The 21918-nt window shown below is 68.7% G+C and carries 21 protein-coding genes; 10 read left to right on the top strand and 11 right to left on the bottom strand.

Annotation, left to right across the window (positions count from 1 at the left end; genetic code table 11):
* Window positions 1-7 precede the first annotated feature (7 nt).
* The 3 genes from CJ010_RS01570 to CJ010_RS01560 all read right to left on the bottom strand — a co-directional run bounded on the left by CJ010_RS01570 (window position 8) and on the right by CJ010_RS01560 (window position 2888).
* A complete protein-coding gene (locus tag CJ010_RS01570; protein WP_141016405.1) occupies window positions 8-1291 on the bottom strand; it encodes a TRAP transporter large permease in 1284 nt (427 codons plus the stop codon).
* Window positions 1288-1782, bottom strand: coding sequence for a TRAP transporter small permease (locus CJ010_RS01565; RefSeq protein ID WP_141016404.1), 495 nt, complete (start codon window positions 1780-1782; stop codon window positions 1288-1290). The genes CJ010_RS01570 and CJ010_RS01565 overlap by 4 nt, the downstream gene beginning before the upstream one ends.
* A gap of 74 nt (window positions 1783-1856) precedes the next feature.
* Complete coding sequence (locus tag CJ010_RS01560; RefSeq protein ID WP_141016403.1) at window positions 1857-2888, bottom strand: DctP family TRAP transporter solute-binding subunit; 1032 nt, start codon at window positions 2886-2888, stop codon at window positions 1857-1859.
* Window positions 2889-3061: 173 nt separating this feature from the next.
* On the opposite strand from CJ010_RS01560, the gene CJ010_RS01555 reads away from it, so the two are divergent.
* The 10 genes from CJ010_RS01555 to CJ010_RS01510 all read left to right on the top strand — a co-directional run bounded on the left by CJ010_RS01555 (window position 3062) and on the right by CJ010_RS01510 (window position 13999).
* The gene (locus CJ010_RS01555) at window positions 3062-3508 is read left to right on the top strand and encodes an Lrp/AsnC family transcriptional regulator (RefSeq protein WP_141016402.1); all 447 of its coding nucleotides are present in this window, start codon (window positions 3062-3064) and stop codon (window positions 3506-3508) included.
* Window positions 3509-3909: 401 nt separating this feature from the next.
* Window positions 3910-4989 (top strand): TRAP transporter substrate-binding protein, encoded by a 1080-nt coding sequence (locus tag CJ010_RS01550; protein ID WP_141016401.1) that lies wholly within the window; start codon window positions 3910-3912, stop codon window positions 4987-4989.
* 20 nt (window positions 4990-5009) lie between these two features.
* Window positions 5010-5543 carry a TRAP transporter small permease subunit gene (locus tag CJ010_RS01545; protein WP_141016400.1) on the top strand — a complete coding sequence of 178 codons (534 nt, stop codon included), beginning with the start codon at window positions 5010-5012 and terminating at the stop codon, window positions 5541-5543.
* On the top strand, window positions 5540-6865 hold the full coding sequence (locus CJ010_RS01540; RefSeq protein WP_141016399.1) for a TRAP transporter large permease subunit: 1326 nt from the start codon (window positions 5540-5542) through the stop codon (window positions 6863-6865). The genes CJ010_RS01545 and CJ010_RS01540 overlap by 4 nt, the downstream gene beginning before the upstream one ends.
* A 55-nt stretch (window positions 6866-6920) precedes the next feature.
* Window positions 6921-7757 (top strand): sulfite exporter TauE/SafE family protein, encoded by an 837-nt coding sequence (locus CJ010_RS01535; protein ID WP_141016398.1) that lies wholly within the window; start codon window positions 6921-6923, stop codon window positions 7755-7757.
* Between the two features lie 32 nt (window positions 7758-7789).
* Window positions 7790-9376 carry a gamma-glutamyltransferase family protein gene (locus CJ010_RS01530; RefSeq protein WP_141016397.1) on the top strand — a complete coding sequence of 529 codons (1587 nt, stop codon included), beginning with the start codon at window positions 7790-7792 and terminating at the stop codon, window positions 9374-9376.
* A gap of 165 nt (window positions 9377-9541) precedes the next feature.
* Window positions 9542-10858, top strand: coding sequence for a zinc ribbon domain-containing protein (locus CJ010_RS01525; RefSeq protein WP_141016396.1), 1317 nt, complete (start codon window positions 9542-9544; stop codon window positions 10856-10858).
* Entirely contained in the window at window positions 10855-12006 is a 1152-nt protein-coding gene (locus tag CJ010_RS01520) for a zinc ribbon domain-containing protein (protein WP_141016395.1), read from the top strand. Before CJ010_RS01525 ends, CJ010_RS01520 begins: the two co-directional genes overlap by 4 nt.
* Complete coding sequence (locus tag CJ010_RS01515) at window positions 12003-12869, top strand: Sir2 family NAD-dependent protein deacetylase (RefSeq protein WP_141016394.1); 867 nt, start codon at window positions 12003-12005, stop codon at window positions 12867-12869. The genes CJ010_RS01520 and CJ010_RS01515 overlap by 4 nt, the downstream gene beginning before the upstream one ends.
* Window positions 12870-12976: 107 nt before the next feature.
* Window positions 12977-13999: an adenosine deaminase gene (locus tag CJ010_RS01510; RefSeq protein ID WP_371415679.1), complete on the top strand. Its 1023-nt coding sequence runs from the start codon at window positions 12977-12979 to the stop codon at window positions 13997-13999.
* A gap of 66 nt (window positions 14000-14065) precedes the next feature.
* On the opposite strand, the gene CJ010_RS01505 is transcribed toward CJ010_RS01510, so the two are convergent.
* The 8 genes from CJ010_RS01505 to CJ010_RS01470 all read right to left on the bottom strand — a co-directional run bounded on the left by CJ010_RS01505 (window position 14066) and on the right by CJ010_RS01470 (window position 21880).
* Window positions 14066-14713, bottom strand: a complete 648-nt coding sequence (locus tag CJ010_RS01505) for an energy transducer TonB (RefSeq protein ID WP_141016393.1) — start codon at window positions 14711-14713, stop codon at window positions 14066-14068.
* A gap of 28 nt (window positions 14714-14741) precedes the next feature.
* Window positions 14742-15173, bottom strand: coding sequence for a biopolymer transporter ExbD (locus CJ010_RS01500; RefSeq protein ID WP_141016392.1), 432 nt, complete (start codon window positions 15171-15173; stop codon window positions 14742-14744).
* Window positions 15174-15188: 15 nt separating this feature from the next.
* The gene (locus CJ010_RS01495) at window positions 15189-15617 is read right to left on the bottom strand and encodes a biopolymer transporter ExbD (RefSeq protein ID WP_141016391.1); all 429 of its coding nucleotides are present in this window, start codon (window positions 15615-15617) and stop codon (window positions 15189-15191) included.
* Between the two features lie 25 nt (window positions 15618-15642).
* Window positions 15643-16485 (bottom strand): MotA/TolQ/ExbB proton channel family protein, encoded by an 843-nt coding sequence (locus tag CJ010_RS01490; protein ID WP_141016390.1) that lies wholly within the window; start codon window positions 16483-16485, stop codon window positions 15643-15645.
* Window positions 16486-16541: 56 nt separating this feature from the next.
* On the bottom strand, window positions 16542-17762 hold the full coding sequence (locus tag CJ010_RS01485) for a DUF1624 domain-containing protein (RefSeq protein ID WP_141016389.1): 1221 nt from the start codon (window positions 17760-17762) through the stop codon (window positions 16542-16544).
* Window positions 17763-18298: 536 nt separating this feature from the next.
* Entirely contained in the window at window positions 18299-19045 is a 747-nt protein-coding gene (locus CJ010_RS01480; protein ID WP_141016388.1) for a DUF4198 domain-containing protein, read from the bottom strand.
* Between the two features lie 20 nt (window positions 19046-19065).
* Window positions 19066-21240: a TonB-dependent siderophore receptor gene (locus CJ010_RS01475; protein WP_141016387.1), complete on the bottom strand. Its 2175-nt coding sequence runs from the start codon at window positions 21238-21240 to the stop codon at window positions 19066-19068.
* 256 nt (window positions 21241-21496) lie between these two features.
* Window positions 21497-21880 carry a hypothetical protein gene (locus CJ010_RS01470; protein WP_141016386.1) on the bottom strand — a complete coding sequence of 128 codons (384 nt, stop codon included), beginning with the start codon at window positions 21878-21880 and terminating at the stop codon, window positions 21497-21499.
* Window positions 21881-21918: the final 38 nt, after the last annotated feature.

The raw sequence follows: 21918 nt of genomic DNA, 5'->3' as shown, positions 1-21918 counted from the left end.
GCGCTGATCAGAGATAGCCCAGCCGGCGCGGCAGCCACAACGCCAGTTCGGGGAACACGATCATCGCCGCCAGACCAGCGGCCATCGCCAGCACGAACCAGATCACCCAGCGGAAGGTCTGCTCCATGCCGATGCCGGCGATGCGCGAGGTGATCATCAGCGACAGCGCCATCGGCGGGGTGAACTGACCGATGGCGAGGTTGATCGTCATCATCACCCCGAACCACACCAGATCCCAACCCATCGCCAGCGCGATCGGCACCAGCAGCGGCAACAGGATCAGGAAGATGGACACCGCGTCGAGGAACATCCCCGCGATCAGCAGCAGCACGTTCACCGACAGCAGCATGCCCCAGTGGCCCGGATGCATGTCCACCAGCGCCTTGGCGGCGGCATCGAAGATGCCCAGCGTGTTGCCCGCCCAGGCGAACACCGAGGCCACGCCGATGATCATCATCACCACCGCCGACAGCTCGCCGGCATCGACCAGCAGGCGGAACAGCGTCTTCAGCGTGATCGTGCGGTAGATCACCATGCCGACGAAGACACCGTAGGCCACCGCCACCACCGCCGCCTCGGTAGGCGTGAAGATGCCGGCGCGCAGGCCGCCGAGGATGATGACCGGTGCCAGCAGGCCCCAGATCGCGTCGACGAAGCTCTTGCCCAGCGGCGGCCGTTCGGCGCGGTAGTCGCGGCCGAAGCCGTACTTGCGGCTGATGATCACCGCCGGGATCAGCAGGCACAGCGCGGCGATCACGCCCGGAAACAGGCCGGCGGCGAACAGCGCCGGCACCGTCGCCGCCGGCACCATCACGCTGTAGACGATGAAAGCCACCGAGGGCGGGATCACGATCGCGGTCGAGCCGGCGGCGGCGATCAGGCCGGCCGAGAAGCCCTTGGGATAGCCGCGCGCCACCATCGACGGCAGCATCACCGCCGCCACCGCGGCGGCGTCGGCCGGGCCGGAGCCGGAGATGCCGCCCAGCAGCATCGACACCAGCACCGCCACCACCGCCAGCGAACCGGTCCATTCGCCGACCATCGCGGTGACGAAGCGCACCAGCCGCAGCGCCACGCCGGAACGTTCGAAGATCATGCCGGCGAGGATGAACATCGGGATCGCCAGCAGCGGGTACTTGGCGATGCCGGCGTAGATGTTGGTCGGCACCGCGAGCTGGTCGAAGCCGGCCAGCGCCAGCACCGCGATGCTCGCCACGCCGAGCCCCACCGCCAGCGGCATGCCGGCGAGCAGGGCGAGGAGGAACAGGCCGATCAGGACGACGCCGCTCATTTGCGCACTCCCAGCCGGGTGAGCACCAGGCGCAGCACGATCACTACCGCCAGCGCCGGCATCCAGGCGGTGTACCACCACTGCGGCAAGCCGAGCGCCGGCGAGGTTTCCTCGAAACGGTACTGGTCGACGGTGAGCCGGCCGGCGTAGTAAGCGATGAAGCCGAACAGCGCCGCGGTGACGACGAAGCTCAGCCATTCGGCCGCCTGACGCCAGCGTGGCGGCAGGCATTCGATGAAGAAGGTGACGCGGATGTGGCGGTCGAAGGCGAAGGCGGTCGACGAACCGAGGAAGGACAGGATGATCAGCAGTGCGATCGAGAACTCCTCGGTGGCGGCAAAGGACTGCGAGGTCAGGTAGCGCGCCACCACGTTGCCGAGCGAGATCAGCACGATCAGGGCCATGGCGACGCCACACAGGACCTGCTCGATGGTAAGCGGCGCCGGGTCGGCCGTATCGGGGGTTTCAGCCCCGGCAGGTTCGGGAGTCATAAGGCTTCTTCTTCAAAACGAAACCGGGCAGGCCGCGCGCGGCACTGCCCGGAGATGGACCGTAAGCCGGACGATCAGCGCTTGGCGATGTCTTCCTCGGCGATCTTGACGATGTCGGCGCCGACCTTGCCGGCCCATTCCTTGTACACGCCGGCGGTGGCCTTGCGGAAAGCGTCGCGCTCGGCCTCGGTCAGCGTCACCACCGCCACGCCGTTGGCGGCGATCTCCTTCAGCAGCGCGTCGTCGCCGGCCGAGATGCCGGCGCGGGCGCGGGCGATCTCCTCCTTCGCCGCCTGCAGCGCGGCTTCGCGCACCGCCTTCTGGTCATCCGCCGACCAGCTGTTCCAGACGTTCTTGTTCACCACGAAGATCAGCGGATCGGCGACATAGCCCCACAGCGTCAGGTGCTTCTGGCCGACCGTATGCAGCTTGGCGGCGCTGAACACGCCGAGCGGGTTTTCCTGGCCGTCGACCGCGCCGGTGGCCATCGCCGGCTGGGCATCGGCCCAGCTCATCTGGGTCGGGTTGGCGCCGAGCGCGCTGAAGGTCGCGAGGAAGAGCGGCGAACCGACCACCCGCATCTTCATGCCCTTGAGGTCTTCCGGCGTGCGGATCGGCTTCTTCGAGTTGGACACCTCGCGGAAACCGTTCTCGCCCCAGGCCAGCGGCACCACGTCGCGCTCGGCCAGCAGCTCGAACATCTTCTTGCCGACACGGCCCTGGGTGAGCGCGTCGATGGCCTTGTGGTCCGGCATCAGGAAGGGCAGCGCGAACAGGTTGAGTTCCTTCACCTGCGGCGACCAGTTGATGGTGGAGCCGACCGCGATGTCGATGATGCCCTGGCGCAGCGCGGTGAATTCCTTGGTCTGGTCGCCCGACACCAGCGAGGTGCCCGGATAGACCTTGATCTTGATGCGGCCCTGGGTCTTCTCGGCGACGAGGTCGGCCCAGCGCTTGGCGCCCCAGCCCCACGGGAAGGCCTCGCCGAGCACGGTGGACAGCTTGTACTCGTCCTTGTAGGGCGCGGCGGCGGCCGGCAGGGAGAAGCCGAGCGCGGCGGAGGCGAACAGGCCCGCGATCAGGGCGGTGAAGCGGCGTTTCTGCATGGAAGTCTCCCGGGACGGTGTTCTTGTTGGGCAGGATCGCCGCCGCACAGGGCGGCAGCGAGACCCGGGATTCTACAAAGGCGCCGCCGAATGACCAAACCCTGCCGTATGGCGGCACGGAACCTGCTGTATCCCAAGCCGTATCCCACCATCCCCCCGCCCCGGCCAGCCAGATGAACAAGCTCGACAGCGCACTGCTCAACATCCTGATCAAGGATGCCCGCGCCTCCTTCGCCGACATCGCCCGCCAGCTCGACATCTCGCGCGCCCATGCGCGGGCACGGGTGCAGGCGCTGGTCGAGGCCGGCGTGATCGAGCAGTTCTCCGCGGTGGTGAACCCGGAGAAGCTCGGCAAGGTGATCTCCACCTTCATCGACCTCAAGGTGGCGCCGGTCGCGCTGGAGCCGGTGTCGCAGCAGTTGGCGGACTGCCCCGAGGTGGTCAGCCTCTACATCATGAGCGACCTGCAGAGCCTGCACATCCATACGCTCACCGATAGCGTCGAGACCTTCGACGCCTTCGTGCGCAAGCACATCTTCAACCGCCCGGAGATCCTCGCCGTCGACTGCAAGACCTTGCTGTCGCGCGTCAAGAACCGCCGCGGCGGCGCCCGCCTCTAGGCCTCGTCCGCCCGCCGTTTCCACACGCCGTCCGCGGTGGCGCGCTGCCGGCGCGGCACCGTTGCGGTGCATTCGCGCCAAGGCTGTGCGCATTTGCCATTCGTCCACATCCGCCATCGCCGGCACGCGATCCGTCAACGATCGTCAGTCCTTCGCTCACGAATGTAAGCAGAACAGCAACCAGACTGCCGTTTGTAAATCCCCCATCGGCGCGCTGCGCCCCATTTTGTGCATCGCAACGAAGCCTCCCCGCAGTCAATGCTAATTAAATTTATCAGTTAAAACATATAGTTGTTTAACTATCTCGTGGTGGCACATCGGTTGCTAATGATGGCTGGAAGCACTTTACAAACGGCACCCAACGCAGGTGCCCGGCCCTCAACCCGCTCAGGAGTTCACCCATGACCGTCAACCGCCGCAAGTTCCTCACCGGCGCCGCCGTGTCCGGCGCCATCCTCGGTGCCCCGGCCATCGTCCGTGCCGAGACCAAGACCTTCAACTGGAAGATGACCAACGCCTACGGACCGGGCTCGCCCTTCTACGTGCAGGGCCCGGGCAGCCCGACCGATTTCTGCAAGAAGGTCGAGGAGATGTCGGGCGGCCGGCTGAAGATCCAGCATTTCGCCGCCGGCGAACTGATCCCGGCGCTGGAGGGCTTCGACGCGGTGTCCAAGGGCATGGTCGAGATGAACGCCGCCAACGCCTACTTCTGGGCCGGCAAGATCCCGGCCGCGCAGTACTTCACCGCCGTGCCCTTCGGCATGAACACCCAGGGCATGAATGCCTGGATCTACCACGGCGGCGGCCTCGAGCTGTGGAACGAGCTCTACGCCGCGCATGGCCTGGTGGCGATGCCGATGGGCAACACCGGCACCCAGATGACCGGCTGGTTCCGCAAACCCATCGGCAGCGTGGCCGACTTCAACGGCCTCAAGATGCGCATCCCCGGCCTCGCCGGCAAGGTGTATGCGGAACTTGGCGTCGCGGTGCGCCTGCTGCCCGGAGGCGAGATCTTCCCGGCGCTGGAGCGCGGCGTGATCGACGCCGCCGAATTCGTCGGCCCCTACCAGGACCGCCGCCTCGGCCTGCACAAGGCGGCCAAGAACTACTACACCACCGGCTGGCACGAGCCGACCAACGTCACCGAGCTGATGATCAACAAGAAGGCCTGGGACAGCCTGCCCAAGGACCTCCAGGCCATCGTCCGCGCCGCCGCCCAGGCCTGCAACGTGGAGAGCCACGCCTGGTGCGAGGCGGTCAATGCCGATGCGATGACCGATCTGGTCACCAACCAGGGCGTCACCGCCCGCCCCTTGCCGGCCGACGTGATCGCCAGGCTCAAGACGGTGACCGGCGACACGCTGGAGACCCTGGCCAAGGCCGACCCCGCCACCCGCAAGGTGCACGACGCCTTCATGGCCTTCCGCAAGAAGCACGAATCCTGGGCGGCGTTCAGCGAAGAAGCCTTCCTGGCGCTGTGAGCGGAACGGGAGACCCTGTGATGAACACGCTGCTCAAGCCGCTCGAACACGCCATCGTGCTGTTCGGGTGGGTGGCCCGCCTCGCGGTGCTGGCGCTGGTGCTGCTGGTGGCGGCCAACGTGCTGCTGCGCTACGCCTTCTCCTGGAGCCCGGTCGGGCTGCAGGAGGTGGAGTGGCACCTGATCTCGCCGATCGCGCTGCTGGGCATGGCCTACGCGGTCTACCACCGCGCCGACGTGCGGGTGGACTTTATCTACGACCGCTTCGGGCCCCGCGCCCGTGCCGCCGTCGACCTCGCCAGCGGGCTGCTGACGCTGGGGGTCGGCGTGGTGATCGCCTGGCTGGCCATTCCCTACGTGATGCAGGCCTACGACATCGGCGAAGGTTCGCCCGACCCGGGCGGGCTGCCCTGGCGCTACCTGCTGAAGGCCTTCATCCCGCTCGGCTTCTCGCTGCTCGCCGTCCAGGGCCTCATCGATACGCTGCGCGCGGCCGCCAGCCTCTTCGGCGGCGCGCCGCTGCCGCCCCACGACTCGCTGGAGATCCGCACATGAGCGGCAACGAATGGCTCGCGCTGGGCCTGATCGGCGGCTTCCTCGGCCTGATGATGATAGGCATCCCGGTGGCGATCGCGCTGGCGGTGTCGGGCTTCGTCTTCGGCTACCTCGGCTTCGGCTCGACGCTGTTCTCGCTGCTGCCGGCGCGGCTCTACGGCGTGGTCACCAACTACACCATGCTGGCGATCCCGCTGTTCGTGTTCATGGGCGTGATGCTGGAGAAATCGCGCGTCGCCGAGGACATGCTGGAGACCATAGGCCGCGCAATGGGCGGGCTCAACGGCGGCATGGGCATCGCCATCATCCTGGTCGGCGTGCTGATGGGCGCCTCCACCGGCATCGTCGGCGCCACCGTGGTCACCGTCGCCATGCTCACCCTGCCCACGCTGATGCGGCGCGGCTACAAGCCCAGCATCGCCTGCGGCACCATCTGCGCTTCCGGCACGCTCGGCCAGATCATCCCGCCCAGCCTGGTGCTGATCCTGCTGTCGGAAATCGTCGGCGAATCGGTCGGCACGCTGTTCGCCGCCGCCTTCATCCCGGGGCTGGTGCTGGCCGCGGTGTATGTGGTGTTCCTGCTGCTGCTGGGCAAGCTCAAGCCCGACTGGGTGCCGGCGATTCCCGCCGAGGAGCGCGCCAAGGCCGTGCCGGGCAGCCTCGCCCGTGACCTGGTGCGCTCGGTGCTGCCACCGCTGCTGCTGGTGATCGCGGTGCTCGGCTCCATCATCGCCGGCATCGCCGCGCCCACCGAGGCCGCGTCGATGGGCGCGCTCGGCAGCGTGCTGATCGCCCTTGGCGCGCGCCGCTTCAACTGGACGCTGCTGCGCGAAACCCTGCACGGCACGCTGACGATCACCGCCATGGTGTTCTTCATCCTGCTGTGCGCCCAGCCCTTCTCGCTCGCCTTCCGCGGCCTCGGCGGCGAGCAGATGGTCCATGGCTTGTTCGCCCTGCTGCCCGGCGGCGAGATGGGCGCGTTGCTGTTCCTGATGGCGCTGCTGTTCGTGCTCGGTTTCTTCCTGGAATGGATCGAGATCTCCTACATCGCGCTGCCGATGTTCCTGCCGGTGTTCCATGCCTACGGCACCGACATGGTGTGGCTGGCGACGCTGGTGGCGATGAACCTGCAGATGTCCTTCCTCACGCCGCCCTTCGGCTGGGCGCTGTTCTTCCTCAAGGGCGTGGCCCCGCCGGGCATCACCACCCGCGACATCTACGCCGGAGCGGTGCCCTACGTGCTGCTGCAGATGCTGGCCGTCGCGCTGATCTTCATCTTCCCGTCCATCGCTACCTGGATGCCCAAGGCCATCGGCTGGTAAGCCGGGTGCCCCCGGCCACGGCCGGGGGCCAGGACAACATACCGGAACGCCCATCATGGAACTCCTCAACGGCCACAGCGCCGCCTGGCTGGCCGGGCTGGTCGCGGCCCTGCTCACCACCGGCGTGGTTGCCGGCGTCCTCGCCGGCCTGCTCGGCGTCGGCGGCGGCATCGTCATCGTGCCGGTGCTCTACCACCTCTTCACCCTGCTCGGCATCGACGAATCGGTACGCATGCACGTCGCCGTCGGCACCTCGCTTGCCACCATCATTCCGACCTCCATCATGTCGGCGCGCGCCCATCGCAAGCGTGGCAGCCTCAACCGCGACCTGCTCGGCCGGCTGATCCCGCCGGTGATCGTCGGCGTGCTGATCGGCACCGTGCTGTCGGGCTGGTTCAGCGGCCGCGTGCTCACCACCCTCTTCGCCACCGTGGCGCTGCTGGTGGCACTCAACATGGCCTTCAAGCGCGACGGCTTCGCGCTCGGCGACGGCCTGCCCGGGCCCTTCGGCACCTCGCTGATGGGCGTGTCGATCGGCGGCATCTCGACGCTGATGGGCATCGGTGGCGGCACGCTGTCGGTGCCGCTGCTCAACGCCTTCCGTACGCCGATGCACACCGCGGTCGGCACCGGCTCCGCGCTCGGCATGGTCATCAGCATCCCCGGAGCGCTCGGCTTCCTGATCAACGGCATGGACGTGCCGCTGCGCCCGCCGGCCACCGTCGGCTACGTCAACCTGCTCGGCATGGCGCTGATCGTACCCGCGACCATGGTGACGACCTCGTGGGGCGCCGCGCTGGCGCATTCGATCGATGCCCGCCGGCTGCGCCAGGTCTTCGCCGCCTTCCTCGCCTTCACCTCGCTGCGCATGTTCTACGGCCTGCTGGCCTGAGCGCGCCACCATCGCCCCTTCCGGAGATTGTCATGCTGCACACCCTCTCTGCCCTCGGCGGCATGCAGGTCGCCCCCCACCACCTGGCTGCCCAGGCCGGCCGCGACGTCTTGCGCGACGGCGGCAACGCGGTCGAAGCCATGGTCGCGGCCGCCGCCGCCATCGCGGTGGTCTATCCCCACATGAACGCCATCGGCGGCGACGGCTTCTGGCTGATCCACGAGCCGGGCAAGGTGCCGGTGGCGATCGATGCCTGCGGCTTCGCCGCCGCACGCGCCGACCGCCAGTTCTATGCCGGGCACGACACCATTCCCGCGCGCGGCCCTAAGGCGGCGCTCACCGTCGCCGGCACCGTCGGCGGCTGGGCGAAAGCGCTGGAGGTCGCCGCCGCCTGGGGGCCGGCCTTGCCGCTGCCGCGTCTGCTCGCCGACGCCATCCGCCACGCCCGCAACGGCGTCGCAGTCACCGCCAGCCAGGCCGCGCTGACCCGCAGCAAGTTCGACGGTCTGAAGGACGCCCCCGGCTTCGCCGACAGCTTCCTGGTAGACGGCGCACCGCCGCCGGCCGGCCACGTCCTGCGCCAGCCGGCGCTCGCGCAGACGCTCGCAACCCTGGCCGAATGCGGACTCGACGACTTCTACCGCGGCAGCATCGCCGCCCGTATCGGCGCCGAGCTGGAGCGCATCGGCAGTCCGCTGCGCACCGCCGACCTCGCCGCCTACTCGGCGCAGATCGTCGAACCGCTGGCGGTGCGCCTTGCCGACAGCACGGTGTACAACCTGCCGCCGCCGACCCAGGGCCTGGCCGCGCTGATGATCCTCGGCATCTTCGAACGCCTCGGCGTCAGCGAAGGCGAGGGCTTCGATCACCTCCACGGTCTGGTCGAAGCGACCAAGCGTGCGTTCCGCGTGCGCGACCGGGTGGTGACCGACCCGCGCCGGCTGCCCGCCGACCCTACCGCTTTCCTCACCGCCGCCGCGCTGGACACTCGCGCCGCCGACATCGACATGCAGCGCGCCCTCCCCTGGCCCGATCCGGCCGCCCCCGGCGACACCATCTGGATGGGCGCGGTCGACCGCGAAGGCCGCGCGGTGAGCTTCATCCAGAGCGTGTACTGGGAATTCGGCTCCGGCGTCGTGCTGCGCGACACCGGCATCACCTGGCAGAACCGCGGCACCAGCTTCGCGCTCGACCCCACCGCACTCAACGCGCTGGAACCCGGCCGCAAGCCCTTCCACACCCTCAACCCATCGCTGGCGCTGTTCGACGACGGCCGCGTGATGCCCTACGGCACCATGGGCGGCGAAGGCCAGCCGCAGACCCAGGCCGCGGTCTTCACCCGCTACGCCCGCTTCGGCCAGCCGCTGCAGCAGGCGGTGAGCGCGCCGCGCTGGCTGCTGGGCCGTACCTGGGGTGACGTCACCACCACGCTCAAGCTCGAAAGCCGCTTCGATCCGGCACTGGTGCAGGCCTTGCGCGATGCCGGCCACGACGTCGAGCTGCTGGCCGAAGCCTACAGCGACACCATGGGACATGCCGGCGCCTTGGTGCGCTACCCTGACGGCCGCATCGAGGGCGCGGTCGATCCACGCAGCGACGGCATCGTCGCCGGGCTGTAGCGCAACGGACACCGGACACACCGCCCCAAAAAAGGGGGCGGTGTGTGCGTGCGCAGGGCATCCGGCGGCGCAGCAATCTGGCTAGAATGTGGCGAAATTACGTTGTCCTGCCGGGCGGCCCGACCGCAAGCGGCGACACGCCTGCAACGCCCACGGAGAGCCTCGATGGATTGCCCAGCCTGCGGTCATGCCAACCGCGAGTCCGCCCGTTTCTGCGCCGCCTGCGGCCACGACCTCGCCGCCCCCGCGCCCCGCCGGTGCGGCGCCTGCGGCGCGGCCTGCCAGGCCGACGCCCGCTTCTGCCCCGGTTGCGGCAAGGCATTGGCCACAAGCCCCGACCCGCTCGACTTCTCCGCCATCGGCCGGGAGCTGCCCCCCGACGACCGCACGGTGATCCTGCCCGCCACCCCGCGTCCGGCTGCGGCCGAAGCGGCTCCACACGCGACGGCCGGCCCTGGTGCCGACGGCGACATGACAGTGGTGCTGCCGGCCGGCTGGCGTCAGGCGCCTGCCGGCGCCGCATCCGTGCGCGCGCCGTCGGAAGAGATCACGGTGATTCCGGCAGCACCGGCCAGCGGCGACCCGGCGATACCGGCACCAGCGCCTGCCCCGGCGGTCCCGCCTCCACCGCCACCGACGGCAGCCCCCGCCTCGCCGCCCGCTGCAGGCGGCAGCGGCAGCGGCAGCGGCAGCGGCAGCGGCAAGGGCATGCTCGTGGCCGCGGCGCTGGCACTGGTGGTCGCGGCCGGTGCCGGCGCCTGGTACTGGCTGTCTTCCGCCCCGTCCGCGCCGGCCCCTGCCCCCATCGCCGCCGCGGCCCCGGCGCCAGCCGCAACCCATCCGGCCGACGCAAGCGGGACCGTTGCCGACACCGGCGCCAGTACCGACCCTGTGCCCGGCGCGGCGCTCGCCGCGGTGCCACCCCAGGACATCGCCGCCCCACCGCCACCGGTGACGGTGCAGACCGTCTCCGCCGGACCGCGGCCGGTGCGGGCGCTCTATCTCGAGGCCTGCGCCCGCTGCCACGACCGCGGCGAAGGCGGCTCGCCGAGAGTCAGCGCGCCGGACGAATGGAACGGCCTGCTCAAGCGTTCTCGCACCGTGCTCGCCGACCGCGTGCTGAAAGGCCACGGTGGCGCGCCGGCGGCAGGCGGCATCGACATCGACGGCGACGAAGCCCGCCGCCTGGTGGCGCATGTCTCCCAGCTGGTCGAACAGAACGCCACCCGCCTCGCCGCCGAGCGTGCCCGGGTGCAGGCGGCACAGCCCACCCCGGCGCCGGCACCGGCCCCCGTCGCCGCGGCGCCCGTCCCACGCACCGACGACTGGCTCATCAGCCTGCGCGGCGAGCTGGCGCGCTGCGCCCAACTCAACTTCTTCGCCCGCATCCCCTGCGACGAAAAAGCGCGCTGGACCTACTGCAACAAGCGCTGGGACACCGTGCCCGAGTGCACGGTGCGCAACCAGTCGAACAACCAATGAGCGCAGGCAATGCGATGGACAAGGACGGACACGCCATAGCCGACGCCGGCCTGACGACGCAGCTGTTGCGCGCCACCGAAGCGTGGCGCAACTGGCGGGCCCTGCTGACGCTGGCGGCAACCGGCGTGCTGTTCGTGCTGCTCGCCGGCACCTCTGCCGCCGGCGCCGGCCGCGGCCAGTTCTTCCTCTTCGTGGTCGGCAACCTGCTGGGACTGATGGTGCTGCTCACCGGCTTCTCCACCGCCGGCGTACTGCTGATGGACCAGGCCTGCGGCTGCCCCAGCCGCAAGCTGAACGTCGCACTGGCCGACGGCGCGAGCTGCGCGCTGCGCTACGTGGTGATGGCCTTCGGCGCCCTGGTGCTGACCGCGCTCTACACCCTGCTGGTGGCGATGCTGCTGTTCGTCGCCCGCATTCCCGGCCTGGGTGCGCTGCTCTACCTGCTGCTGTTCCCGCTGCTGGCGCTGTGCTCGACCGGCGTGTTCGTCCTCTACTACTTCGTCTTCATGCTGCTGGGCCCGGCGCTGTGGAGCGGCGCCACGCTGCAGCAGGCGGCGGCGCGCCTGTACGGCCTCGGCCTGTGCAAGCCGGTGCAGGCGGTGGTCGCCTGCCTGCTGCTGAGCCTGCTGGTCGGTCTGCTGGCGGTGCTGCTCGGCGGCGCCACCACTGCCGGCACGCTCTTCGTCAGCGGCCTCTCGGTGCCCATCCTCGGCGAACCGGACGAGTTCGGCGGCATGCTGGGGCCGCACCGCCACGGCATGATGAACGGCATGGCGGCGATAGGCTGGGCCGGGCTGGTCGGCTCCGGCATCGTCTATGCGCTGGTCGGCGCCGCCGTCGCCGCGGCGATGATCCTCGGCCTCTGCCAGGTATGGAGCCATCTCACCGCCGACATGGACTTCGCCACGGTCGAGCATGCCTTCGACGAACGCATGAAGGGCGCCCGCGACAGCGCCATCCAGCTGCGCCGCGATGCCCTCGAACGGGCCCGCAAGGCGCGCGACGCACTGCGCAGTGACGACGCCACGACCGCGCCGACCGACAAGGCGGCAGCGCCCGCCTGCCCGAAATGCGGCGCCGCCACCCATGCGGGCGATGTCTTCTGCAGCGAATGCGGCACCCGCCTGGCGGACCCGCCGCAGCCATGAACGCAGCGTCCCCGCTCGCCAGTGCGGCGCGCGCCGCCGCCCGCGCGCTGGCCGACGCCGATGCGCTGCTGATCACCGCCGGCGCCGGCATGGGAGTCGATTCCGGCCTGCCCGACTTCCGCGGCAGCGAGGGCTTCTGGCGCGCCTATCCGGCGCTCGGCCGCGCCCGCCTGCGCTTCGAGGAGATCGCCGATCCGGTCCACTTCGAGCGCGACCCGGCGCTGGCCTGGGGCTTCTACGGCCACCGCCTGGCGCTCTACCGCCGCACCCTGCCGCACCCCGGCTTCGGCCTGCTGCGCGAACTCGGCCAGGCGCTGCGCCACGGCCTCTTCGTGTTCACCAGCAACGTCGACGGCCAGTTCCAGCGTGCCGGCTACGCGGCCGGCGAGATCGTCGAGGTGCATGGTTCCATCCACCACCTGCAGTGCATCCACGGCTGCCGCGACGCGATCTGGCCGGCCGACGCCTTCGTGCCGGATGTGGACGAAGACGCCTGCCGGCTGCGCAATCCGCCGCCGCGCTGCCCGCACTGCGACGCGGTGGCGCGCCCCAACATCCTCATGTTCGGTGACTGGGGCTGGCTGGAGCAGCGCACCCGCGGCCAGGAAGAACGCTTCGCCGCGTGGTACGGCGACGCCGGCCGCATCGTGGTGGTGGAAATCGGCGCCGGCACCGCGATTCCCACGGTGCGCCGGCTGGGCGAACGCGCCGGCGCGACACTGCTGCGGATCAACCCGCAGGCCGACCGCGAAGCGGTGCCCGACAGCATCGCGCTGCAGTGCGGCGGACTGGCCGGCATCCGCGCACTGCACGATGCCGCCGCCGCGCTCGGTCTGGTCGCGGCACGGCCCGACCGCGGCTGATCCGGCGGCGCCAAGCCGCCATCCGCGGCGCATAATGGCGGCCATCCGCGCCTGCCGCGGCGCGGCAAGAACACGGACTTTCCCCTTAACCGGACACGGAGGTCGCAATGGACCCTTCCCGCCTGCTGGACCTGCAAGCCTACATCCAGGCCCTGCCCAAGGCCGAGCTGCACCTGCACATCGAAGGTTCGCTCGAACCGGAAATGATGTTCGAACTGGCGCGACGCAACGGCGTCGCGCTGCCCTGGGACAGCGTCGAAGCCACCCGCGCCGCCTACGCCTTCACCGACCTGCAGAGCTTCCTCGATCTCTACTACGCCGGCGCCGCCGCACTCATTCAGGAGCGCGACTTCTACGACCTGGCAATTGCCTACTTCGAGCGCGCGCATGCCGACGGCGTAGTCCATGCCGAACTCTTCTTCGACCCGCAGACCCACACCGCGCGCGGCATCGCCTTCGAGACGGTGCTCGACGGCCTGGAGCGCGCCTGCATCGAAGCGCAGGAACGCTGGGGCGTGAGCTCGCGGCTCATCCTCTGCTTCCTGCGCCACCTCTCCGAGGAAGAAGGCTTCGCCACGCTGGAGGAAGCATTGCCGCATCTCGCCCGCATCCACGGCGTCGGCCTGGATTCATCGGAAAAGGGCCATCCGCCGGCCAAGTTCGCCCGCCTGTTCGCGCGCTGCCGCGAGCTTGGCCTGCACCTCGTCGCCCACGCCGGCGAGGAAGGGCCGCCGGCCTACATCGAAGAAGCGCTCGACATCCTGCAGGTGGAGCGCATCGACCACGGCGTGCGTGCGGCAGAAAGCCCGGCACTGATGGAGCGGCTTGCGCGCGAACAGATCCCGCTGACGGTGTGCCCGCTGTCCAACGTCAAGCTCTGCGTGTTTGAGCGCCTGGCGGACCACAACCTCAAGCAATTGCTGGAGGCCGGGTTGAAGGTAACGATCAACTCCGACGACCCCGCCTATTTCGGCGGCTACGTCGGGCGCAACTACCTGGAGACCGCCACCGCGCTCGGCCTGAGCCGCGCCGAACTCAAGCAGCTGGCGAAGAACAGCCTGGAGGCGAGCTTCGTGCCGCAGGCGGTGCTCGATCCCTGGCTGCTGCGGCTGGCGGCGGTGCCGGACTGAGCCACCGCGTGCACAAGAGGAAGGGGCCGGCTGCGGACAGCCGGCCCCTTCTGTTTTTGGCGCGCCTCAGCCCTCGATCCTGAAGTCGAAGTCCTGGCTCGCCACCGTGCCGTCGGGCGCGGTGCAGCGGTACTGCTGCATCGCCGTCCGGACTGCGCCGTGGAACACGCGCGGACCGGACAGGATGCGCACTTCCTGTACCACGCCGCCGCGTATCACCGCCTCGGCCCGCACCGTGCCGGCGATACCGCTGGCGATCGCCTTTTCCGGCATCTCCGGCTTGGCCTGCACCGGGCAAGCGACGCCGATGTCGGACTTCGCCGCCACCGCGGCGGGCGGTGCCGGGGGCGCCGGCGGGGCGATCACCGGCGGGGCCGGCGGCGGCGCCTGCACCGACTCGATCACCGGTGCGCTGGTCGGCGCCGGCGCCGCGACTTCCGGCGGCGGCACGAAGGGTGGCGGCGGCGGCGCCTGCACCTTGGGCGCCACCACCTGCTTGGGCGGCTGCACGATCTTGGGCGGCGGCGGCGGGGGTGGCGGCGGCAGGGTCACCTCCTGGATGACCACCGCCTCGAGCGGCTTCTTGATCACCTCGACTGCCTTGCGCGCCATGCCCGAAGCCAGCGCCCAGCCGATCACGACGTGCAGTCCGACGACGATGCCGATGCCGACATAGCGCCCCGAGGTTTGCTTGGGTTGAAAGCTGTAATCCATGACTTGCCCGTGCTGTTGGTCGTGCGTGCTACTGCACGAACTGTTCGCTGCCGATGACGCCGATCTTGGTCAGCCCCAGGCGCTTGGTGTCGGCCAGCACCCGCGCCACCACCGAGTAGCGCGAGGCCTTGTCCGGCCGCAACTGGATGTCGGGCGCCACCGGCAGGGCGGCGATCTCGCGCAGCTTGCCCTCCAGTTCGGCGATGTCTGCCAGCGCCACGCCCTGCCAATGGATCGTGCTGTTGGCGTCGATGTCGATCTTCACCACCTCCGGCTTGATGTCGCTCGCCGGCGGCTTGCCGACCGGCAGGTCGAGATTCACCGAATGCAGCTGGATCGGGATCGTGATGATCAGCATGATGAGCAAGACCAGCATCACGTCGATCAGCGGCGTGGTGTTGATGTCCACCATCACTTCCGGCTCGGCCGAGCCGCCGGCACTGCCTACGTTCATTCCCATGCGCGTCTCCCGCCCTCAGCCACCGCGAGCCGGCGGCTCGGTGATGAAGGCGACCTTGGTGATGCCTGCGCGCTGGCAGGCGTAGAGGATGCGGCCGACGCCGTCATAGGCGGCATCGAGGTCGCCCCGGATCTGCACTTCCGGCTGCGGCTGCTGCACCGACACCTTCTTCAGCCGCTCGACCAGCGCATCGGCATTGGCCACGCGCTGGTCGTGCCAGAACAGCGCACCGCCCTTGTCCACCGACAGGATCACGTTGTGCGGCTTGGTCTCGCGCGCCTCTATGCTTTCCTTGGGCAGTTCGACCGGCACCGACACCGTGGCCACCGGAATGGTGAGCAGGAAGATGATCAGCAGCACCAGCATCACGTCGACCAGCGGCGTGGTGTTGATCGCCGACATGACGGCATCGTCTTCGTCCGCCGAGCCTACGTTCATGGCCATGGTGGCGCTCCTTCCGGCGCGGCGCTCAGGCGCGCTTGGCCGACGACAGGATGACGGTGTGCAGTTCGTTGCCGAAGCCGCGGACCTGGTCCATCACGCCCTTGTTGCGGCGCACCAGCCAGTTGTAGCCGAGCACCGCCGGCACCGCGACGGCGAGGCCGATGGCGGTCATGATCAGCGCCTCGCCCACCGGGCCGGCGACCTTGTCGATCGAGGCCTGGCCGGCGATGCCGATCGCCGTCAGCGCGTGGTAGATGCCCCAGACGGTGCCGAACAGGCCGACGAAGGGCGCGGTGGAACCCACCGTGGCGAGGAAAGCGAGGCCGTTCTGCATGCGGCTCTGCACCCGCTCGATGGCGCGCTGGATGCTGAGCGTGACCCAGTCGTTGAGGTCGACGTGTTCGAGCAGGCTGTCGTGCTTGTTGGTGGCTTCCAGGCCGGCTTCGGCAATGAAGCGGAAGGGGCTGCCGTTTTCCAGGTTTTCGGCGCCGTGCTTGATCGTGGCCGACTTCCACACCCCTTCCACCGCCTTGGCCTGGCGGTACATACGGGTCTGCTCGATCAGCTTGACGACGATGATGTACCAGCTGCCGGCACTCATGATGATCATCAGCACCAGCACCACCTTGGCGACCGCGTCGCTGCCGGCCCACAGCGCTTCGAGGCCATAGGGGTTCTCCACCTTGGCGGCGGCGGGCGCGGCGGCCGGCTTGGCCGCCGGCGCGGCGTCGATGGTGCCGGCCACCGCCGGCGCGCTTTCGGTAGTGGTGGTAGCGGGAGCGGACTGCGCGAAGGCCGGGGCCGACACGGCGCCGCAGGCGATGGCGAAGGCCAGGGAGAGGGACGAGAAGAAGCGCCGAAGTTTCATTTACGACTCCTGTGGTACTGGACGGATTGCGATGAAGACCGGATGAAGAAGCGAAATCAGAAGTAGCGGACCCAGGCGCGCTTGCTGGTGCGCTTGTAGCGGGCGAAGGCGCGGCAGGGGAAATACAGCACCGGGATCAGCGCCACGGTGGCCACCCACACCACCCAGAACTGGTCGGGATTCACGCCGAAGCGGACGCCCTGGTTGGGGCCGACCACCGCCAGCAGGATCTTGTAGAGCGTGAGCAGCAGCAGCAGATGGCCGATGTAATAGAACATCGGCGCGCCGCCGAAGGTGGCGAGGAAGCGGCCGACGCGGTTGTCGGCGCGCTCGAACGCGGCCAGCAGCAGGAAGGCGGCGCCCAGCGTGGTCAGCAGGTAGTCGAGCGAGGGCGGGTACTTGGTGAAGTTGAGAAAGGACATCACCGTCTGCACCGTGGTGGCACCGTATTCCCACGGTGCGTTCTCGCCGTAGATGTTGAAGCCGCGCAGGAACAAGAGCAGCGCCAGGCAGGCGACGCCGAGCGCCAGCAACAGCTTGATCCGGCGCGCGGCGCCGACGGTGTGGGCATAGATCGGCCCTGCCACCCAACCCAGCAGGATCACGCCTATCCACGGCAGCGCCGGGTAGGTCAGCTTGACCTGCAGCGCGCCTTCGGCGATCACCGGGCCGCGGTGCAGCAGCAGCGTCCAGGGCACGTAGAGCGGGCTGTCGGGCGCGAAGCTGAGGCCGGCGAGCGCGTTGTGACCGAACACGATGATGAAGCCGATCGCCGCCAGCAGCTTGCGCGGCAGACCGGACATCAGCGCCAGCACGATCATGGACAGGCCGATTGCCCAGATCACCTGCAGGTAGATCACCTTGGGCGGCAGGTCGCCGCTCCAGGCAAAGGTGATCACGGTGGCTTCGAGGAAGAGCAGCAGGAAGCCGCGCTTCATCAGGAAGCTCTTCACCGGCCGCGGCGTACCCGCCGGCGGGTTGGCATACAGCCAGGCCGACAGCCCGGTGAGGAAGACGAAGGCCGGCGCGCAGAAGTGCGCCGCGAAGCGCGAGAAGAACACCGCCGCCGGGGTGTTGGCGATGGTCATCGGATCGGTCACCTGCAGGTGCAGGTAGAGCGTCTCGCGCACATGGTCGAGCAGCATCACCAGCATCACGAGGCCGCGCAGGATGTCGATGGAGACGATGCGCGGCGCGCGTACCGCCGCCAGCGGCACGCTGCCGACGGCGGCCGGACCGAAGCCGGCGGTGGAGGAAAGGCTTGCTGTAGAGGACATCAAGTCACCCGCATAAAGTTTCGTTGGAAGCGGCCGGAACACCTTCCCGCCGCTGTCTGGCGTGCCCCGCACCGGGCTGGACACGCCGCTTCCTTGTGCTCATACCTTGCAGTAATCGCGCCATCGGCCGGGGCTTGCGGGCCACGGCAGCGAATTCGCGCGAATATCGTCCGCGGCGGCGAAGGCGCAGCACAAAATTCCGTCCTCGCCCGCGCGCCGCAATCTTTGCCGGTCGCGGCGGCTGCCGCAGCCGTCCCGTTCAAGCGCGCAAAGGCGCTTTGTCGGGGCGGGATGCACCAAGAGTGTTCAGGCTGCTACACGGTGGTGCATGGGGTGTGGGTGGAGGTTGGGCCTGCCACCCGACAGCCCGGAAAACCGGGGCTTCAGAGCGCACAAAGCCCGCGACGGAGGGAGCCCGTCGCGGGCTTTGTGACGACGTGGTCGGCGATGTGAACCGGCAGGGAGGCGGGTTTTGCCCCCGCCCCTTCAAAGGCAGGGAGCAGAGCCTGCTTCCGGCGCAACTCAGCGCCTGAAGCTCAGTGCTTCCCCCCCGGCAGCGTCTGCGCCGCCGTCGCCAGCGGCGCCAGCCCTTTCGTCAGATGGAAGGACACCGAGGTGTTGTAGCCCTCCAGCTGGTACTTCTCGTCGCCGCGCACGCCTTCGATCTCGTCGGTGTAATACACGCCGAGCACGTAGTTGCCCTTCCACGGCAGCGCGAAGGCGACCTTGCCGTCGGCGTCGGTGGTGGCGTACTTGATCCAGCCGGACGGCGTGGCCAGCTTCACCTTTTCGCCGGCGAGCGGCTCGCCCTTGTACACCAGCTGGAACTCCACCGCGTCGCCGCGCTTGGCGCCGGTCGGCACGAAATCCAGCGGCAGCTCGGCCTTGCGCGCCGAGAAGTCGCTGACCCAGCGCGTCGCCGGCACCCACCAGGTGCGCAGCAGCTTGCCGTCGCGCTTGGTGTCGAACATCGGGTAGTTGTTGTCGATCGCCAGCAGCGATTCGCCGGCGGCGGTGCGCGCCGGCACCGCGAAACCGTCGTGCTGCTTCTGCATCGCCAGCGGCTCGGCACCCTTGGCCTTGATCCAGCTGGCTTCGAGCGCGCGGAAACGGTCCAGGCCGCCGGGCGAGACTTCGTGCAGGTTTTCGTCGAGTTCGCCGTAGCGGAAGGTGATGGCGCTGCCGGCCTGCTCGAACCAGATCTGGTGGGCGTGGGCGGCGCCGGCCACGGCCGCCAGCGCGAGGCCGGCGGCGATGCTGCGGAACATCGGTTTCAGGTTCATCGTTCGGCTCTCGCAGGCAATCAGAAGCGGTGCTGCAGCGTGGCCTTGAAGGCACGCGGGCTACCCGGATACACCCAGGCCTGGCTGTAGGAGCTGGTGTAGTACTCCTTGTCGAAGAGGTTATCGACCTCCAGCATCAGCTTGGTCTGCTTGTCGAAGTTGTACGAGCCGGTGAGCTTGACCGTGGTGTAGCCGGGCAGCTTGAAGTCGTCGGCGGCAACCAGCGGCGCCACCGCGCCTTCGCGTTCGCCGACATAGTTCAGGCCGACGCCGACGGTCGCCGGCTTGTCGTTCAGCGACAGGCTCTTGACCAGCATCAGGTTGGCGCTGTGCAGCGGCACGTTGGCCAGTTCGCGGCCTTCGAGCAGGGCGTTGTTGTCCTTGGTGACTTCGGTCTTGGTGTAGGCGTAGGCGAAGGACAGGCGGACGGTAGGCATGATCTCGCCGGAGAGGTCGAACTCCAGGCCCTTGCTTTCCACTTCACCGGCGGTCACGTAGAAGTTGTTCGGATCGACCGGATCCGGGCTGAGCACGTTCTCCTTGGTGATGTGGAACAGCGCGACGGTGCTGGTGATGCGCTGGTCGGCGGAATCCCACTTGGCGCCGAGTTCGTAGGAGCGGCCCTCTTCCGGATCGAAGGCGGTGAAGTCGCGGCTCACCCCGCCGTTGGGGCGGAAGCTCTTGCCCGCCTGGGCGTAGAGCGAGACCTGCTTGGTCGGCTGATACACCAGGCCGACGCGCGGGCTGGTGGCGGCCAGCGACTTCTTCACCACGATGCCGTTGCGGTTGTTGGTGAGCTTCTGGTCGTAGTCGTCGAAACGCACGCCCAGCAGCAGCTTCCACTGCTCGGTCAGGTCGATCTGGTCCTGCGCGTAGAGGCTGCGCGAATCCTGCTCTTCCTTGGTGTCGGTGTTGCGGTTGGCGGGCGTGAAGCCCCACACCACGTTGCCGTACACCGGCTCGTAAATGTTGATGTTGCCGGCGTTGGCGATGCGGTACTGCAGACGCTCATCGACGAACTTGTAGGCATCGACGCCGAACAGCACATTGTGCTTGAGCGGGCCGGTCTTGAAGCTGCCGAGCAGTTCGGCGCGCGCCGACAGGTCGGACGCCTCGTTGTCGCGGGTGCGGCGCTGGCGCACGGCGGTGGCATTGTCGGCACGCAGGAAGCGCACTTCGGTCGAGGTGCCCTTGATCGAGCTTTCGCGGAAGCTGAAACCGCCCTGCAGCTGCCAGTCGTCGTTGAGGTAATGCTGCAGGAAGACCTGATGGCCGACGGTCTCGGTATCGTGGTCGCCATCGCCCGGTTCGCCAAGGAAGCGCTTGCGCGAGATCGCGCCGAGCTTGCCGTTGATCGCCACCACACCGCGGTCGAAGGTGGCCTTCTGGCGCGACACTTCCAGCTCGTAGGACAGCGTGGTGTCGTCCGACAGCATCCACAGGAAGGACGGCGAAATCAGCGAGCGTTCCGACGAGACGTGGTCGCGGTAGCTGCCGGCCTTCTCGTAGGCACCGTTGAGGCGGTAGGCCATGCGGTCGGAGATCGGGCCGGTGAGGTCGATCGCGGTGCGGAAGGCGTCGAAGCTGCCGTAGGAGACACTCACCTCGCCTTCGCGCTGGAACAGCGGTTTCTTGGTGGTGATGTTCACCGTGCCGCCGGGTTCGCCACGGCCGTACAGCGCCGCCGACGGCCCCTTCAGCACTTCCACCGAGCCGGTATTGGCGCCGTCGCGCACGCCGTTGTAGCCGCGGCTGTAGTTGAAGCCGTTCACCAGGTAGTCGGAACCGAAGCTCGGATCGCCGGTGAAGCCGCGCATCGCGTAGCTGTCCCACAGGCCGCCGAGATTGCTCTGGCGCGACACGCCGCTGGACAGGTCCAGCGCGCCGGCGAGGTTGGTGACGCCGGCGTCTTCCAGCAGATCCTCGGTCAGCACGCGCACGCTTTGCGGCAAATCCTTCAGCAGGGTGTCGGTCTTGGTGGCGCCGGTGGCGGTGAGCTTGCGGTAAGGCTGCTTCTTGCCGGTGACGCTGACGGTGTCGAGCGTGCTGGCGGAGGAAGACGCGGTGGCGGCGGGTTTGGTGTCGGCGGCGTCCTGGGTATCGGCGGGTTCGGCGGCGAACACCGAGGCGCAGCTGAGGCAGGCGGCCGCGGGTACGAGTACGCGGCGGAGGCGACGCTTGGTCCTGTTGGTCATGTCGATCTACTCCTGATGGCAGACGGGGAAGGGGGTGCGGCAAAACATCGTGTCGGCATCAAGGATCGACCATGCGCTGCGTCCGGTCTTGTACGAAAAACGTGATTTGCAACAAGGGCAACGGAAATTCCCGCAGCGCCGCGTTTATATCTTTAGGCATAAACGCGAACGCCCCCGGCAGGGGGCCGTACAACCGGTTTGCCGGGACCGGGCAGGGCCGCGGCGCGACCCCGGAGCCCGGTTCGGCGCTGCCCGCTCAGGGCAGGTTGAAGCGTACCGAGGCGGTCTTGTTCTGGGCAGTCGTGATCACCGCAACCACCTTGGCGCCGGCCGGCAGTTTGGCGCCGGCGGCGAGCAGCTTGTTGCCGCCGGCGGGCTTCAGGTCGACCGCGGTCTTGTCGCTGCCGGCAAGCACGGTGAGCTTGCCGCTGGCGCCGGCGGTGTCGAAGGGCGCGCCGTGGTCGTCGATGTAGAGCGCGGCGTCGCCGCCTTCGGCCACCAGCTCGAAGGACAGGTCGTTGGCGGACTTGACGATGCCGCCGTGCTTGGGGGCGCTGTCGCCGTGGGCGAGCGCCGGGGCGGCGGCGAGCGAGGCGGCGCCGAGGGCGACGGCGGCGAGCAGGGTCTTGAGGGCTTTCATCGGAATATCTCCATCGAAGGTGCGGCGCACTTTGCAGG

Source organism: Azoarcus sp. DD4, assembly GCF_006496635.1.
GTDB lineage: Bacteria > Pseudomonadota > Gammaproteobacteria > Burkholderiales > Rhodocyclaceae > Azoarcus.
The sequence above is the reverse complement of the archived record's forward strand: the minus strand, read 5'-3'. Positions and strand labels throughout refer to the sequence as shown.